The sequence below is a fragment of the Pelorhabdus sp. sgz311002 genome (assembly GCF_056134285.1).
The window spans coordinates 59,701-75,358 of record NZ_JBWBCL010000011.1; the positions used below are offsets into that span (position 1 = coordinate 59,701).

Here is a 15,658-nt window from a genome sequence, read left to right on the forward strand (position 1 = left end):
TCTTATTTCGCCCCTTTCTGGGCCTGGTCAATGATCAGGTCATATTGTTTCGTATATTCCGGCGCTTCCGCTTTATGAAGTACACCGATAATAAACTTGTCGGCAAGCTGTTCTTCCGTCATCTTAGCAGCCTGACCCGCTGTTACGGCATGGTCTCTCTGCCATTTCATCATCGCAGCGCCGTCGCCGCGTTTGTTCTGACGACCAAAGCCAATTGGGCAAGCCGTTACCGCTTCTACTAAGGAGAAACCGTCATGGGCAATGGCTTCGGCAATGAGATCCGAAAGCTGCTGCGCATGGAAAGTCGTACCGCGACCAACGAAGGTAGCGCCAGCGGCTTTCGCTAATTCTACTACATTAAAGCTCCGTTCAATCGTGCCATAAGGCGCAGTAGTGGCTTTACTATGGGTTGGCGTCAACGGGGAATACTGACCGCCTGTCATGCCATAGATGTTGTTGTTGAACAGAACGACTGTCAAGTTAATGTTGCGGCGTGCCGCATGAATGAAGTGATTGCCGCCGATGGCCGTAGCATCGCCGTCACCAGTCATAACGATGACATTCAGTTCCGGATTGGCCAGTTTCACACCCGTTGCAAAAGGAATGGCCCGACCATGGGCACTGTGTACCGTATCAAAATCTAGATAGCCTGACGCACGGGAAGAACAGCCGATCCCTGATACGATCGTTGTTTTATCCTGGTCTAAGCCCAGTTTATCAATTGCTTTTACGGTCGCGCTTGTTACTACGCCGTTACCGCAGCCAGGGCACCAAATATGGGGCAGACGAGGGCGATAATACTGATCAATAAGTTGTTCCATGCTTTTCATACTTACGCCTCCTTGGCGAGCTTTTCCAGAGCTTCGTATAACTCAGCCGGAGTAATCGCTTCGTTGTTGTATTTTGCATAGGAGATCACTGGCACTTTGCCATTTACCGCTTTTTGTACTTCTCCTACATATTGACCGCAGTTTAATTCAGGGACAATAATCGCTTTGACTTTTGTCGCTAATTCTTCTACTTGTTTCTGGGCAAACGGCCAGATTGTAATCGGACGGAACAGACCCACTTTGATGCCTTTGGCTCTAGCTTCGTCAATCGCTGCATAAGCTGTACGAGCTGTACCGCCATAAGCCACTACGGCATATTCGGCGTCTTCCATGCAATATTCTTCGTAAGTCACAATATCGTCTAAGTGATCGCTCAGTTTCTTATTCAAGCGATCCATCTGCGCTACCGTAGCCGCTGGAGAACCGTTCGGGAAGCCGCTGTCATCATGAATGAGGCCTGTTACATGGAAGCGATAGCCTTCGCCAAAAGCAGGCATCGGCGGAACATCGTTCGTGCCGGCTGCATAAGCTTTATAGTCTTTCGACGGTTTTTCCGTCGGCTGTTTGCGCTGCGGCTGTTTAATATCGTCATAATTTTCCGGAAGATCAATGCGCTCACGCATATGTCCGATTATTTCGTCCATTAACATGATCACTGGAACGCGGTATTTTTCCGACAATTCATAAGCACGAATGGTCAGGCTGAAACATTCTGGTACACTGGCCGGTGTTAACGCAATGATCGGATGATCGCCATGGGTTCCCCAGCGAGCTTGCATTACATCGCCTTGTGACGGAGATGTCGGCTGGCCAGTCGAAGGACCTACCCGCTGTACGTTGGCAATCACGATGGGTACTTCAGCAATTGCTGCATAGCCTAAGAGTTCTTGTTTTAAAGAAAAACCAGGGCCGCTAGTAGCGGTAAGAACTTTTTTACCAGCTAAAGAAGCGCCGATAATAACGCCAATCCCGGAAATTTCATCTTCCATTTGGATAAACTTGCCGCCTACCTGAGGGAGGCGTTTTGCCATTAATTCGGCAATTTCAGTGGACGGCGTGATAGGGTAGCCGCCAAAAAAACGAGCGCCAGCAGCGATAGCGCCTTCTGCGCAAGCTTGGTTGCCCTGCATCAGGACAGTTGCCATAGAGAGTCACTCCTTTATTTTTCAACGAAAATAGCGTAATCCGGGCAGCGCAGTTCACACTGTTTGCAGCCGATACAGCTTGCTTCATCGACAATTTCCACTTTTTCTACTTCATTGACTTTAAGAACCTGTTTCGGGCAGAACGCCACACAGATCCCACAGCCTTTACAACGGTTGATGATTTGCTTCAGTTTCAATCTGTTCACCTCCAACCAAGAAAGTGGGGGCGGCGGCTTAGCCGCCAAGCCCTTATTCTACATCAAAAATTTTACCGGGATTTAAAATCAAGTTAGGATCTAATGCCTTTTTAATTGCTTTCATCGCAGCAAGTTCTACAGGGTCCGTAAATTGTTCCATGAGCCCTTTCCGTTTATAACCAATACCATGTTCACCAGAGAGTTTTCCACCAAGGCGATAAACTACGGTATATAGATCATTTTGGAAATCGGCAATTTTCTTCGTCCACTGTGCATCAGGCACATCGCCCTTCAAAATATTCAAGTGAATATTGCCATCGCCAGCATGACTAGCTGTACGAGTCACAAGACCATACTTTTCACGCAAGATAGCGATTTCATGCATCATGGGAGCAATTTGATCTACCGGTACAACAATATCTTCTTTTGCTGCTGTCAAGCTTTCGTGGCGTACCGCTTCCGCAAAGGACTTGCGGGCCCGCCAGATTTTTTGTGGATCAGCTACCAAAACGCTCAATGCGCCATTGTCGGTGCACAGTTCGTCGAGGGTCACACTCTTTTCATCAAGCTGATCTTCTGTATCTGCTTCTACTTGAATAATGACATAATTGCCATTATCGCTGTGCGGCAGTTTTTCATTCAAAAATTTCTCTACGCTTTGAATCGTAATCGTATCCATAAACTCCACGCAAGTCGGCGTAATGCCAGCTTTGATAATCTTGCCGACAATATTAATAGCCGATTCTACGTCAGGGAAAATCGCTAAAAGATCGATAATATTCGCCGGTAGAGGTTTTAATTTAAGAGTAATTTTTGTAATAATTCCCAAGGTACCTTCTGAACCAATAATGAGCTGCTCTAAATTGTAGCCTGTAGTGTTTTTTTCCAGACGACCGCCTAAAGTGGTAATTTCGCCATTTGGCATAACGACTTCCAAGGCATAGACTTGATGTCTTGTCGTACCGTATTTTACGGCTTTGTTGCCACCGGCATTTGTTGCTACATTACCGCCGATAAAGCAACTATCACCGCTGCAAGGATCTCCAGCGTAGAAAAGATTCTTTCCTTTTACTTCTTTCTGGAATTCTTCCGTTCTAACACCTGGTTCAATCACTGCATACAAGCTGTCTTCATTAATTTCTAAAATACGGTTCATTTTTTCAATGCTAAGCACAATTCCGCCCAGTTGCGGTACAACGCCGCAAGCTAGACCAGTACCGGCTGCGCGAGGTACTAAAGGAATCAGATACTTATTAGCCAGTTTCACAACAGCGGAAACCTCTTCTGTTGTTTCTGGCAATACAACTACATCAGGCATATGAGCATATTGACTGTCAGGAACCTCGTCATGGCTATAAGGTTCCATGATATCAGGATCAGTAATTACTTTTTTGTCACCCAAAATCGATTTCAGTTCCGCAATGACCTCAGGAGTTACTTTATTGTACTTTTGCATGTTCCATCTCTCCTCATCTTCATATACACATGACGCAATTTTGTGTCTATGTCTATTATAAAGTGTTACAGAGATTTTGTAATTGAAAATGGGACGAATCTGCCGCAAAAATAGACCAGTTGTTAAAAATCGGCGCCCAACTGAGCCAAGTTCTGCAAACAGTAAAAAAATTCGTTTTATTATGGATACATAAATACCAATTTTTTTTCGCCCATGCATACTTCTTGCTTTAAAAACCAAAACTTCCAGCATTTAGCTGGAAGTTTTTTATCAATCAAGAAATATGAACTTGTTTTTATGCAACTCGTACAAGTAAGAAAAGCATCTTACGATTCGGCTGCTGATAAAGGAGTGTGACTAACTTTATCGTAAGCCGTCTGCTTTATGCCTTTTTATTTGATTAGCGAGTTCATTCTACCATATCTTTTTTATCAGGACAAGTACTTTTTTTATTTTTCTGAACCGACAAAATTCTCCATAATCATCGATATAAAACAAGGAAATACTGTTATCTTATAGAAATAAAAATAAAAGAAAATAATTATGAATTATATTTTATTCCTTTTTTCGTAACTAATCGGTCCCTCGAATTATTTTGAAATCAGGAGGTATGATTATGTTTGAAAAGAAAAAAAGCGTATCGATCACGCCAGGATCTTATTCTGGCAAAGATCCCATTACCAAAGCCTTTTTAGATACAAACCAAGACTTATTAGGTTATCTAACAGCGCTAAAGCCAATTATCGAACAACACCACAACGACATTACTGACCGTTTTTACCAGCGGATTTTAGAAGTTCCCTCAATCCGAGAATTTATCCAAAATCATTCTACTGTAGAAAGGCTGAAAAAAACCTTTCATCAGTTTCTCCCGCTCCTTTATGAAAGCAATATTACCGAAGAATATATTGCTAGAATGCGATTAATTGGCAATAAGCATAATGATATTAGATTGCCAGTGTCGTGGTTTATTTTAGCCTTATCCAACTTAAAGCGAATCTTGATCCCTATGATTCTAACTACCTATGGATCAAGCCCGAAAGAATTAGAAAAAATCCTGATAGCCTTCGACCAACAGCTCCAACTGATTCAGTCAGAAACGGTAAAATCCTTTACGGAGTGTCATACCTTAGAGCTCGAGGAAAAAATTAAAGCGGAAGAAGCCATGTTAGAAAAGCAAAATAAACTCTTATTACATGTGAAAGATTCTTCCCATGTCCTAGCGTCAGCAGCGGAGCAAACAACGGCCTCAGCCTCCCATATGGCTGTATCAGTCCAGAATATTAAAGATTCCTGTCATCAAGCAAAAGAAGAATCCAATCAAACCCGCCTAACCGCACTGGAAGGCGATAAAGTCATTAAGTCGACTCTGTCACAGCTTTCTGCAATGATTGATTTAAATATGGATGCCCAGAAAAAGGTCAGCCAGCTTGATGCTACATCAAAATCGGTTAGCAATATTATCGAAACAATCACCTCCATTGCCTCACAAACGAATCTGCTGGCCCTTAATGCCGCCATTGAAGCGGCGAGAGCTGGCGAGTCAGGTCGCGGTTTCGCCGTTGTAGCCGATGAAGTTCGTAAGCTTGCCGAACAAAGCCGCTCAGCCGCTGATGAAATTGCCCATTTAATTCGCCAAAACAGCGAGTCAACCGTAGAAGTTGTCACAAGTATGGCCGATCAAGCCACAACAATGGAAAAAGTAGGGCAGGCTGTAACGGAAAGCTCTGAGCGTATGACGCTCATTGCTAGTTCCATTTCGAATAATTACAATCAATTGGAAACGATAAATAACTCCGTAAATGATTTATCACGAAATTCCCAGGAAATTGAACGAGCAGCTAGTGAAGTGGCCACCTCGGCTTCGGGCCTGTCTCGCTTAGTCGAACAATCTAATTATTAAAACAGTAATGATTTCTCCCGTTTTTTACGATACTTTTAGTAGGAGGAATTTTATGGCCGAAGAACTAGCAATCGAAACAAAATGTCTTTCTTGTGATGGTACAGGCTGGCAAAACGGTCAGGAATGTCCACACTGCAAAGGTTCGGGAACGATTTTAACCGAAGAAGGAAAAGCGCTGATTTATTACTTAAAAGAATGTATCCGCATATCGGAACATTAAGCATAAGCAATGATTCTAAAGGAGGGATTTACTATGATTTATACTCGTACTGGTGATAAAGGAACAACTAGCTTACTTGACGGAACTCGTATCCGTAAAAACAGTATTCGCGTTGATAGCTATGGCACCATTGATGAATTAAATTCGTTGCTGGGCTTTTCCAAGCATTTTATCCCTGATAAATTAATTGTGGAAAGAATTCACACTGTCCAGAAAGAACTCTTCTCTGTAGCGGCAGAATTGGCTGATCCAGAAGGGAAAAACTATCCATCCCATCTTGGTGACGAAGAAATTAAACGATTTGAAGGCTGGATTGACGAATATGTAGAAAAAATCAAACCAGAACCGCGTTTCATTGTTCCCGGCAGCAGCCAGGCCTCAGGAAGTCTGCACGTATGCCGCACCGTCTGCCGCCGCGCTGAACGAATCATGTTATCGCTCGATGAATTAGAGCCAATCAATCCTTATCTGATTAAATATGTAAATCGACTTTCTGATCTGATCTATATTTTCGCTCGTTATCTTGAAGATACCCAAGAACTCGTCGAGTTCAAAAAATAAATTAGGCGGTGCCCATTATGCCAATTGTTACAGGTCTCACACCAAACACAGGGAAATATACCCTAAAAACTACTAGCGAAGATGCTAGTACTGATTCAACTAAGACTGGGACTTCCTCATCGAAGACAGCCACCAGCCTTGATTCCTATTCTTTTTCACAGGAAGCTTTGTCACTCGCCAATTATTTATCAGATGACAAAGAGGATGACAGTACAACCTTAGCTGACATGCTAACAGAAAATCAAACAAAAGCATCCAGTCAACTGACCAAAGAAATGAAAGCGAGCGGTAAACTTACCAAAAACACTACCGACTCCGATACCAATACCAATCAAACCTTGGCGGATTATATGTTCCAAGATAGTAAAGACAGCAGTTCGTCCTTGTACCAAATCCTCACTTATGGCCAAAATGGCGCATTAAATCTTATGCAAAAAAAATAACAGAACGAACTAAAACGCCCTTGCTTCTACGCATTCGAAGCAAGGGCGTTCTTTTATTTATCTTTTTCCGGCTGAGGTCCTGGTAATTCATATTGATAAAAGCTTAAATCAAGCCAACGATCAAATTTATAACCAGCCTGTTTTACGGTACCGCTAAAAGTAAAACCCAGTTTTTCATGCATAGCAATACTGGCGTCATTCGCCGCATCAATCCCAGCTACAAGCGTCTTATAGCCTTGTTCTGCGGCAAGGCGGATTAGCTCTTGTAACAACTTCGTTCCTACACCACTTTTACGATACTGCTCATCGACATAGACAGAATGCTCTATGGTATAGCGATAACCAGGCCAGTCACGAAAGGGTCCATAACTAGCAAATCCAGCGACCTCGCCGTCTTGCTCAAAAACTAACACAGGAAAGCCCTTCTGACACTTCTTATCAAACCAGAATTTTCGCTCTGCTAAAGAATGTTCTTGTTCATCATAAACAGCAGTCGTATAAAGAATTGCATGATTATAAATCTGAGAAATTTTCACCAAATCAGCCTCACAGGCGCTGCGAATCATTCCTATCCCTTCTTTTCTTATAAGCTTTATTTATTCTCGAAACATAGACGAACGAATCATACCATTGTACAATAAACAAAAATACTGTATCGCTATTAGGAGGGAAACGAGTGACTTCGCTAAAAAACACATCGAAGGCAACGGCTTGTGCCGCTGTTTCTGCTTATAAACCAGAACAATCTTGGCTCTTATTTCATGACGAACAATTGATCGTCAAAGGGAGCGATGGAAATTTTACACTACCCCAAACCAAAGATCTTATTGGACTGACCGGTTTTGATACACCGCAGTCACTTACAGCCTTAGACGGACAGACCTATTATACGGCTTCGGCTAATCCCCAAGTCTTGCCAGAAAATTTTCATTGGAAAACCTTGCGCCAGCTAGCGGTGAATCCGGCTCATCCCATTACCCAAGCAGCTTATCATATCTATCACATTACGCATTGGCTTAAAAAAAATAAATTTTGCAGTTGCTGCGCTGCACCGCTTACCTCTTCGCCAACCGAACTCGCTCTAGTCTGCCCAGCCTGCAAAAACATAGTATATCCTCGTATTTCACCAGCAATTATTGTAGCTGTAAAAAAAGATAATAAAATTCTGCTCGCTCAGGGAAGCCGTTTTAAAACCCCCATGTTCAGTACGTTAGCTGGCTTTGTCGAAGCAGGTGAAACCATCGAAGACTGCGTACGCCGAGAAATCCGCGAAGAAGTGGGCATTGAAGTAAAAAATATTCGCTATGTAAGTAGTCAACCCTGGCCATTTCCTGATTCACTGATGCTAGGCTTTACAGCTGAATGGGCCAGCGGCGAAATTCAAATCGACAATGAGGAAATCCTCTCTGCCAATTGGTTTGACGCAGATCACCTTCCCTTAATTCCAACACCTGGCAGCATTGCTAGGCAGCTGATTGATTCCTTTGTAGCCGAACAGAACGGAAAAATCAATCAGAGCCGCTAACTTCAGCAAAGTTTATTTTATCTATTACGAAGTTTAAATTTATCATCCATTGTTTCTTCTAAGCGATCTGTAGCATTGCCAGGATCCATCGAAATCTTAGCAATATGAGCAAGCATTTCCGGCGTTAAAGTAAAGTCAACAGCTGCAAGCGATGGTTCAAGCTGCGCTAGATTTCTTGCCCCGACAATGGGCGCTGTAATCGCCGGATGAGACTGAACCCAACGAATTGCGAGCGTAGCCGGATGAACGCCAAGCTTTTCGGCATAGGCGGCAAACTCTGCCGCAATCTGATAGTAAGCAGGATTGCCATAACGTTTAGCATACTGTTCTTTCTCAGTAATTCGCCCTGTAGCTCCAGCTGCTTGCTTCGTATATTTTCCCGCTAACAATCCCGCGCCTAACGGACTATAAGGAATTACTGATAAATTTTCCGACAAGGCAAGCGGCAAAATCTCCACTTCCGCCTGACGTTTCACGAGATTATACATCGGTTCAATACATTCAAAGCGCGCTAAATTTCTTAATTCCGCTATGCCAAGCGCTTTGGCAATTTGCCAGGCAGCCCAATTACTTACGCCAAGATACAGCACCTTACCTTGTCTCACCAGATCATCAAGGGCGCGGAGCGTTTCTTCCATAGCAACACAGGGATCAAAGTGGTGAATGAAATACAAATCAATCCGATCGGTTTGCAGACGGCGCAGGCTTTCTTCCACTGCTGTCATGATATGTCGGCGCGATGATCCCAGTCCGTTCACATCCTGATGAATCCGCTGCGAAACTTTTGTTGTTAAAACAATATCATTACGGCACTCTCTAATCAGATTCCCTAAAATAGTCTCAGTTCTGCCGCCGCCATAGTTATTAGAGCAGTCAAAAAAATTAATTCCCGCCTCGCGACAACGATAAAATAGCTGCTTTGACTCTGTTTCATCGGCTTCCGAACCAAAAGTCATTGTGCCAAAACATAATTCCGATACGAGCACGCCAGTTCTGCCTAATAACTTATATTCCATCTCTTTCCCCTCCGATTGTTATAATAAAAAACGTTGCTATTTTCGCCTTATTTCCTTTTAATTCCTGCCTATAGAAAATGATCCTTCTGAAACCTTCTAAAAACACGCTACTACCGACACTTTCATATGCATAATCCAAAAAATAAAAAGGGCCTTAACGGCCCTTTTTATTTTTAGACTTTAAATTTGCTAACAGCATTTTGTAGATTTTGGGCAAGCTTAGCAAGATTCATGCTGGCCGAAGCAATTTCTTCCACTGAGGCTGACTGCTCTTCCGTAGCTGCCGAGATGGATTCCGCTTCCGTAGCTGTTGCCTTGCTCACTCCGGTGATGCTTTGCACTGCATCTACGATATTTTCGCTGCTGCTCGCTAATTGCTGTACCACTGCGGAAATATCGGTTACTTGACTTGATACATTGTCAATCAAACCGCGAATCTCATCAAAGGACTTTCCAGCTGTCTGGACAACCTGAGCGCCAGTTTTTACTTCATCAGAGCCTTTATTCATAGCGCCTACGGCTTCTTCTGTATCTTTCTTAATTTCCGTGATCAACCCGGAAATTCGTTTTGCTGCTTCTTTCGATTGCTCCGCAAGCTTACGAACTTCCTCGGCCACTACTGCGAAGCCTCTGCCTTGTTCGCCTGCTCTAGCCGCTTCAATTGCTGCGTTAAGAGCTAACAGGTTTGTTTGTCCGGCAATCGCGGTAATGTCTTCCACAATCTGACCAATCTCTTGAGAGCGAAGGCTAAGCTTATTTACTGCCTGAGCCGCATTCACCGATGTTTTCTCAATTTCATTCATCTGATCCACTACTTTGCCCACAGCTTCGCTGCCTTTGAGAGCTGAGCGAGCTGTATTGTCGGCAATTGCTGCAACTGCTGTGGCGTTGCTTGCGGCTTGTTGAACGCCGCCGGACATTTGCGTTACTACATTGAGCGTATCGGCTGCGGCCGAAGATTGTTTATTCACACCATCGGCTACGGCAATAACCGATACAGCTACTTGATTTGATGCCTGAGCTGACTGTTCCGCATTGGCTGTTAATTCTTCCGATGCGGCGGCAACTTGCTGCGCATCATCAATGACTTCGGCCATAATTGTTCTGAGGTTGGCGATAAAGGCGTTGACGACTTTTGCTAAATCACCGACTTCATCTTTGCTGTATATGGGGATTTCCTGGGTTAAATCGCCGCCTTTTTCCACAAGATCACCTAGCGATTTTTCCAAAGTTCTAAGAGGCCGTACCACCGATAAAGCAATGGCTACCGCGATAATCGTACCGCTGATGGCACTGATGATCGATGCTGCAAGTAAGCTGATTTTGCTATAGGAAGCGGCTTGGATGCTAAGAGCAGCTGACTCTTCCGCACCAGTTTCGTTAATTTTCACGAGTTTTTGTAACAGCTCATCCATTTCATTTACGAGGGGACGACCTTTGACAAACTCACGATTGGCTCCAGCAAAATCATTTTTGCGGGCATATTCTTTGATTTTTCCTGCAATACCTTGATATTCTTGCCATCTGGCTACAAATTGCTCGTAAGTTTTTCTTTCTTCCGGGCTGCTAATTAAGGCTTCGTAAGCAACTCGGTCTTTCTCTACTTTTTGCTGCCTGTCCGTAATCAGTTGATCTAAACGATCCATAGCTGCGCTATCTGATTCGAGAGCAAAAGCGTAAAGGAATCGGATGTAGTTTAAGAAATTATCATTGATTTTGCCAACTGCTTTAATGCTGGGAACCCAATTTGTAGCAAGTTCATTGACTTCACTTTGTGCTTTATTGAGCTGGTAGAATACGAAGGATGAAGAAAGTATGCTGATTAGAATTACTAAGGAAAAACCTAACGAAAGTTTCTTTTTTATGGTCATGGGGATCGCCTCCTCAATCGTTTTTTATTATTTTTTATTCTTATTTTGATAACCTAGCGATTAATTATAGATACTTGGTTTGAATTGAAAGAGTGAAAAGGATGATTCGATCATATTTTTGATTTGGTCATTAGTAACTGTTTTCGTATGGGGAAGAATTTCATCGACGACAAGAGCCAGACACAGACCATTTGATTCGATTAAAATCACCCGCTTCGTATCTGACACTTCTTCCCTCGTATCTCTAATGACGGGAATGGAATCGCTTTCAGCCAATCCCTCTAACCACTTCTCATGAATCATACCTGTAACGATTTCTAGTGGAATTCCATATTCGGCAGCGCCCCAGCGAAACATGAGCAGCTCTTTCTTTTTCATAAAATCAGCTCCTTTCCGGTAGCTCGTCTTTCTTGTTGTTGTTGTTTTCTTTTTCCTCTTGAGTATAGTGTAATAGAACTAAATTGAAGTTACTTCTACCAAAAGATATATTTTGTAATAATTATTATTTGATAAAAAATACAGATAACATAAAGGTTTAACAGCATTTTGAAAGCAATGAAAAAACTATACCAAAAGTTATAGAAAACAATTCTAGTCATGAATCACCCCATTGATCCGCAAAAATAAAAAAAGCCCCACCTCAGCCTCGCGGCCAAAGTAGGGTGCTCACTCTTATTCTGCCAATTCTTTTATATAGTTCCTCCCAATGATCGAATACGGGTTTTAGCCAACTCAACAGCTGCTTTATCATCAGGTATATTCACAATAAGACTACGATAGTTATCAATAGCCTCCTGATATAGCTGCTTTTGTTCATAGGCAATCCCTCTGTTAAAATAAGCCTGTTTATATCTTGGATTTAGTTCAATCGCCTTATTATAATCAGTAATAGCTAAATCAAGCTGTTTCTTTTTAGCGTATTCTAGTCCTCGATTTTGATAGGCATAAGCATAATCAGGATCGATTTCGATTGCTTTACTATAATCGGCTATAGCTGAGTCTCCCTTGTTTAATTTCGCCAAAATATATCCGCGCCAAGCATAGGCAAAAGCATACTTAGGATTTAGCTCTATTGCCTTATTAAAATCGTTCAATGCTAAATCAAAATTTTTCTTATTCGAATAGGCTTCGCCGCGCTTGGCATAAGCAACAAAGTCATTAGGGTTATGATTTATTATATTTGTTAAATCATTAATTACTTTATCATAAGGGTTAACAGCTTGTTGATCTTCCACTGCAAGTTTTGCTTCGTCAGGAATCGTAAACGACTCAATTTCATCATACTTACTCATCGTCATGGTCATATGCATCTGCATATTGCTAAACAGATCTTTTAACTGTTGCTTTTTTTCAGTAGGTATCATAGAGCCTTCGGCCAATTTACCCCCAAACCTTTGCATAAAATCAGACAGATCCATATCCACGCCGGACAGAGTCATCGATTTTTTATCTATGGTAATCGTATAAGTTACATCGCCAATGGAACTTATAAAGTCATCCTTTAAATTCATTTTAGCTAAACCTACAGTACTCGCGTTGTTTTGTAATGTCTCCTTAATAAATTTTCCATCCATAACAGCTTGTATCACAATAGTATCTTGGTCTTCGCTTGTTATCCTAGCACTTTTTACTTGCTTGAGAAAATTTTCATACTCCTTATTGGGAGTAACTGACCCAATTAATGAGGATTGTTTATGCCACTTGCCATCGGTATAAGTATATATCAGTATTTTAGGGCCTGATTGCTCCATGTATTGAAGCAATGTCATATGTGTCTGGGAGCTTTGAATAAGCTTTTCCTTATCACTGACTGAAAACAATATATCTGTTTTATTTTTGGCTAATAATGGATTATTAAAAATATCCATATCAATGTTTATTGTGCTATTCATATTCTTTCCCTGCGTATTCATAGCCATATCAATTGCCATAATCATATGGTAATTCTTAGCGAGTGCCATCTTTTGCTGAGTCATGGCCACCATTTCTTTAGCACGATCTGGCGATTCTGCCGCAGCAATGGAAGTAATCAACGAAACGATTAAGCAAAGCACAACTGCTATAGATAAACGAATTTTTAGCATATACTCCCCTCCCAATCTATAGCACGCAATCGTCCTTCACTGGCAAAAATGGCTGAAATACTGCTTAAAACAATGATAAGTACAGCAATTAAAACTCTTTTCAAAAGAATTCCCCCTCATCATTTAAACAAATTCCCTACTCACTACATTATCTATTTTTTATAATATTCCTTCAATACAGTTTTATAATAAAAAATCTACATAAAGACAAACAAAAAAGACATATCAAAAGGCTTTAAACCTTTGATACGTCTACATTCTTTCTTGGTGACCCACCGGGGAGTCGAACCCCGAACCTACTGATTAAGAGTCTGGTAAATACCTTTAGTTTACATTTCATTATGATGTAAAACCATTGATTTTATTGACTTTATAAACTTTTTTATTTTTATCCATTTGCTTATTTTTGAGTACTTTTTTCAAAGTAAGTGGCAAATAAGTGGCAATAAAAAACCGGAATAAACTCTTTACTTTCACGCATTTTTAGAATAATAAAGACTATGATAAGTGGCAATTTACAGCTATAAGTTTATTATTTACATTATGTAATACTTAATATTGTAGATAATCAGCCTGTACAATGAAAAATCCGACCTTAAAGGCCGGATCCACTTTTTATCGTACCGTCAATTACAAGTTGTCTCTTGGCTCCTTTAACGGCTTCAGTAGCAATCCTTATAAAATCGCCTGCCGCCGCCTGTGAGGGAGTATCAGCACTAAAAAACATTTGCTCTATGTTTACCAGCCATTGCGCGGCATCTTCCATGTAGCGGCCTAGTCGTTGTTGGTCAAAGTCTGTCATTCTATCGCCCCCATGTCATGTGTAGGGATTCTGTTTCTGCCGTACCGCCTGAAACAAAAGGTAAGTCACTTTTAGTGACCTGCTTTTACAGGCTTCAGCATGGCAAGAAAATTATCATATCGCTTTGGTTCTACCTCAAACACACAGTACCGACTAACCGCCGCCTCAACCCCGGCGTTAATGTCAATCAACATGTTCGCCTGATCCTCATTGCGAATCGCCGTAAGATCAATATGTTTACGGAGTTCAGCTATTTTTTCGTTGTGGAATTTAATATGTTCACCAAATCGGGTATGTTTCTTGATGTAGTTGATCAAACTTTGTCTTGTCATATTTTTTCGCCTCCGTTTTGGATTGTCATACAGGAATTAATAAAAGCATTGAGATCGCTTTCTCTAACCCTGTAGGCTCTGCCAAACTTAATAGCGTTTAACCGTTTTTCGCGTATCCACTTCCAAACATAAAACGGCTTGACATTGCAAATCTCAGCTACATCTTCGCAATTGTAAAAGTTCTCTCTTTCCAAATTTCCCACTCCTCTTTTTATCATGGTTTTCTTGATTATGCTGTGATAAAATAGAGGCGACATGGTGGCTTCTCAGTCCATTGTCGCCAGGCCTGTCCACTATTTGCAGTAGTGGCGGGCCTTTTACTTACTCTTCGTCCGTACTCTCGGCAAAGTCTTTATCGGCTTTAACTTTCAGAGGTTTCATACTCTGCACAAATTTAATTATGTCAGTTTCTGTTATTCTCCATACTCTACCGAACTTTGACGCTTCAAGCTTACCCTCAACAATATAATCTCGAACCGCTTTTTCGGTAAGTTGCAAGTATTCAGCCGTTTGCTTCACCGTAAATATTTTATCTATATTTCCACCCCCTCTACATTTTATATTTTAATATATTTTGTGATAACAATCAATAACTAATAATAACTAGAATCACAAACAGACTAATTATTAGTGATTTATCTGAAGTTAAATTACTCTTCTTCAGGTGAAATAACTCCCCATACCGCCCCTTCTTGATCAAGCAATTCCTTAACTGCTACTAATAGCTCATCTTTATCTCCAATATTTCTAGCAAGTAATGCAGAAACAAATTCATTAACCCCATGCAAGCCTAATGATAGTACTTCCATTGACGCTGGCCAATCCTCAATTTCATCATCTTCTTTTTCTTTAATAATTACGAACTCTACATCTGGTTCTATACGATTTTCAGCAGTGGCCCGATTAAAGTCATCACCCTCGTAAATAATCGGGCTATTTAAGTAAATTTCTAACAAATCTTGATTGTCATCATTTTCTACAATTTCATAGCATCCGTTTTTTCCAAAGTAATCTCTCATTAAAAGCACCTCCATTATATTCTTCCTAAAAATAGTGTCATCAAAGCCAGCAATTGCTAAATACTACAATAATTAAAACAAACCCTGCCAGCTATTACGCCAGCAGGGAAAAGTATTCCAAAAATCATTGGTATCGCTCTTAAACCTCCGCCACAATGGCGTCATTCCCATTACTTTGTGTTTGCGTAAAACCTAGCCCTATAGCACAATCCTCTAAATTTAATTACGCTGTTCCGGTTTCATCAATAAAACCA

At 41.4% G+C, this 15,658-nt stretch carries 19 protein-coding genes; 5 read left to right on the plus strand and 14 right to left on the minus strand.

From position 1 onward, the window contains the following. Nucleotides 1-2 precede the first annotated feature (2 nt). Genes AC0NJP_RS14635 through AC0NJP_RS14650 form a run of 4 tightly spaced genes read right to left on the minus strand, consistent with a single transcriptional unit; the run spans nucleotide 3 to nucleotide 3,628 of the window. Complete coding sequence (locus AC0NJP_RS14635; protein ID WP_474700336.1) at nucleotides 3-821, minus strand: 2-oxoacid:ferredoxin oxidoreductase subunit beta; 819 nt, start codon at nucleotides 819-821, stop codon at nucleotides 3-5. Between the two features lie 11 nt (nucleotides 822-832). Then, nucleotides 833-1,975: a 2-oxoacid:acceptor oxidoreductase subunit alpha gene (locus tag AC0NJP_RS14640; RefSeq protein WP_474700300.1), complete on the minus strand. Its 1,143-nt coding sequence runs from the start codon at nucleotides 1,973-1,975 to the stop codon at nucleotides 833-835. A 14-nt stretch (nucleotides 1,976-1,989) separates the two neighbouring features. Then, nucleotides 1,990-2,166: a 4Fe-4S binding protein gene (locus AC0NJP_RS14645; RefSeq protein ID WP_474041112.1), complete on the minus strand. Its 177-nt coding sequence runs from the start codon at nucleotides 2,164-2,166 to the stop codon at nucleotides 1,990-1,992. 58 nt (nucleotides 2,167-2,224) lie between these two features. Next, the gene (locus AC0NJP_RS14650) at nucleotides 2,225-3,628 is read right to left on the minus strand and encodes an FAD-binding oxidoreductase (RefSeq protein WP_474041108.1); all 1,404 of its coding nucleotides are present in this window, start codon (nucleotides 3,626-3,628) and stop codon (nucleotides 2,225-2,227) included. A 616-nt stretch (nucleotides 3,629-4,244) separates the two neighbouring features. Here AC0NJP_RS14650 and AC0NJP_RS14655 point away from each other — a divergent pair. Genes AC0NJP_RS14655 through AC0NJP_RS14670 form a run of 4 tightly spaced genes read left to right on the plus strand, consistent with a single transcriptional unit; the run spans nucleotide 4,245 to nucleotide 6,755 of the window. Continuing rightward, nucleotides 4,245-5,531, plus strand: a complete 1,287-nt coding sequence (locus AC0NJP_RS14655) for a methyl-accepting chemotaxis protein (RefSeq protein WP_474041107.1) — start codon at nucleotides 4,245-4,247, stop codon at nucleotides 5,529-5,531. 52 nt (nucleotides 5,532-5,583) lie between these two features. Continuing rightward, complete coding sequence (locus tag AC0NJP_RS14660; protein ID WP_474041106.1) at nucleotides 5,584-5,751, plus strand: hypothetical protein; 168 nt, start codon at nucleotides 5,584-5,586, stop codon at nucleotides 5,749-5,751. A gap of 33 nt (nucleotides 5,752-5,784) precedes the next feature. Beyond that, nucleotides 5,785-6,312 carry a cob(I)yrinic acid a,c-diamide adenosyltransferase gene (locus AC0NJP_RS14665; RefSeq protein WP_474041105.1) on the plus strand — a complete coding sequence of 176 codons (528 nt, stop codon included), beginning with the start codon at nucleotides 5,785-5,787 and terminating at the stop codon, nucleotides 6,310-6,312. Nucleotides 6,313-6,329: 17 nt separating this feature from the next. Next, nucleotides 6,330-6,755, plus strand: coding sequence for a hypothetical protein (locus AC0NJP_RS14670; protein ID WP_474700301.1), 426 nt, complete (start codon nucleotides 6,330-6,332; stop codon nucleotides 6,753-6,755). Nucleotides 6,756-6,808: 53 nt separating this feature from the next. On the opposite strand, the gene AC0NJP_RS14675 is transcribed toward AC0NJP_RS14670, so the two are convergent. Continuing rightward, a complete protein-coding gene (locus AC0NJP_RS14675) occupies nucleotides 6,809-7,321 on the minus strand; it encodes a GNAT family N-acetyltransferase (protein WP_474041103.1) in 513 nt (170 codons plus the stop codon). 110 nt (nucleotides 7,322-7,431) lie between these two features. Between AC0NJP_RS14675 and nudC the strand changes: the two genes are divergently transcribed. Next, nucleotides 7,432-8,280, plus strand: coding sequence for an NAD(+) diphosphatase (nudC, locus tag AC0NJP_RS14680; RefSeq protein WP_474041102.1), 849 nt, complete (start codon nucleotides 7,432-7,434; stop codon nucleotides 8,278-8,280). 17 nt (nucleotides 8,281-8,297) lie between these two features. Here the strand turns inward: nudC and AC0NJP_RS14685 are convergent, their stop codons facing one another. The 9 genes from AC0NJP_RS14685 to AC0NJP_RS14725 all read right to left on the minus strand — a co-directional run bounded on the left by AC0NJP_RS14685 (nucleotide 8,298) and on the right by AC0NJP_RS14725 (nucleotide 15,404). Continuing rightward, nucleotides 8,298-9,296 (minus strand): aldo/keto reductase, encoded by a 999-nt coding sequence (locus tag AC0NJP_RS14685; RefSeq protein WP_474700302.1) that lies wholly within the window; start codon nucleotides 9,294-9,296, stop codon nucleotides 8,298-8,300. Nucleotides 9,297-9,469: 173 nt separating this feature from the next. Beyond that, nucleotides 9,470-11,167: a methyl-accepting chemotaxis protein gene (locus AC0NJP_RS14690; RefSeq protein WP_474041100.1), complete on the minus strand. Its 1,698-nt coding sequence runs from the start codon at nucleotides 11,165-11,167 to the stop codon at nucleotides 9,470-9,472. A gap of 60 nt (nucleotides 11,168-11,227) precedes the next feature. Next, nucleotides 11,228-11,545 carry a hypothetical protein gene (locus AC0NJP_RS14695; RefSeq protein WP_474041099.1) on the minus strand — a complete coding sequence of 106 codons (318 nt, stop codon included), beginning with the start codon at nucleotides 11,543-11,545 and terminating at the stop codon, nucleotides 11,228-11,230. A 311-nt stretch (nucleotides 11,546-11,856) separates the two neighbouring features. After that, nucleotides 11,857-13,251, minus strand: a complete 1,395-nt coding sequence (locus AC0NJP_RS14700; RefSeq protein WP_474700303.1) for a DUF6612 family protein — start codon at nucleotides 13,249-13,251, stop codon at nucleotides 11,857-11,859. 595 nt (nucleotides 13,252-13,846) lie between these two features. Further along, nucleotides 13,847-14,053, minus strand: coding sequence for a hypothetical protein (locus AC0NJP_RS14705; RefSeq protein WP_474700304.1), 207 nt, complete (start codon nucleotides 14,051-14,053; stop codon nucleotides 13,847-13,849). 71 nt (nucleotides 14,054-14,124) lie between these two features. Continuing rightward, nucleotides 14,125-14,385 (minus strand): hypothetical protein, encoded by a 261-nt coding sequence (locus AC0NJP_RS14710; RefSeq protein ID WP_474700306.1) that lies wholly within the window; start codon nucleotides 14,383-14,385, stop codon nucleotides 14,125-14,127. Further along, nucleotides 14,382-14,642 (minus strand): helix-turn-helix domain-containing protein, encoded by a 261-nt coding sequence (locus AC0NJP_RS14715; RefSeq protein ID WP_474700307.1) that lies wholly within the window; start codon nucleotides 14,640-14,642, stop codon nucleotides 14,382-14,384. The genes AC0NJP_RS14710 and AC0NJP_RS14715 overlap by 4 nt, the downstream gene beginning before the upstream one ends. 64 nt (nucleotides 14,643-14,706) lie before the next feature. Further along, nucleotides 14,707-14,904 carry a helix-turn-helix domain-containing protein gene (locus AC0NJP_RS14720; protein ID WP_474700308.1) on the minus strand — a complete coding sequence of 66 codons (198 nt, stop codon included), beginning with the start codon at nucleotides 14,902-14,904 and terminating at the stop codon, nucleotides 14,707-14,709. 131 nt (nucleotides 14,905-15,035) lie between these two features. Next, nucleotides 15,036-15,404 carry a hypothetical protein gene (locus AC0NJP_RS14725; protein ID WP_474700309.1) on the minus strand — a complete coding sequence of 123 codons (369 nt, stop codon included), beginning with the start codon at nucleotides 15,402-15,404 and terminating at the stop codon, nucleotides 15,036-15,038. Nucleotides 15,405-15,658 lie beyond the last annotated feature (254 nt).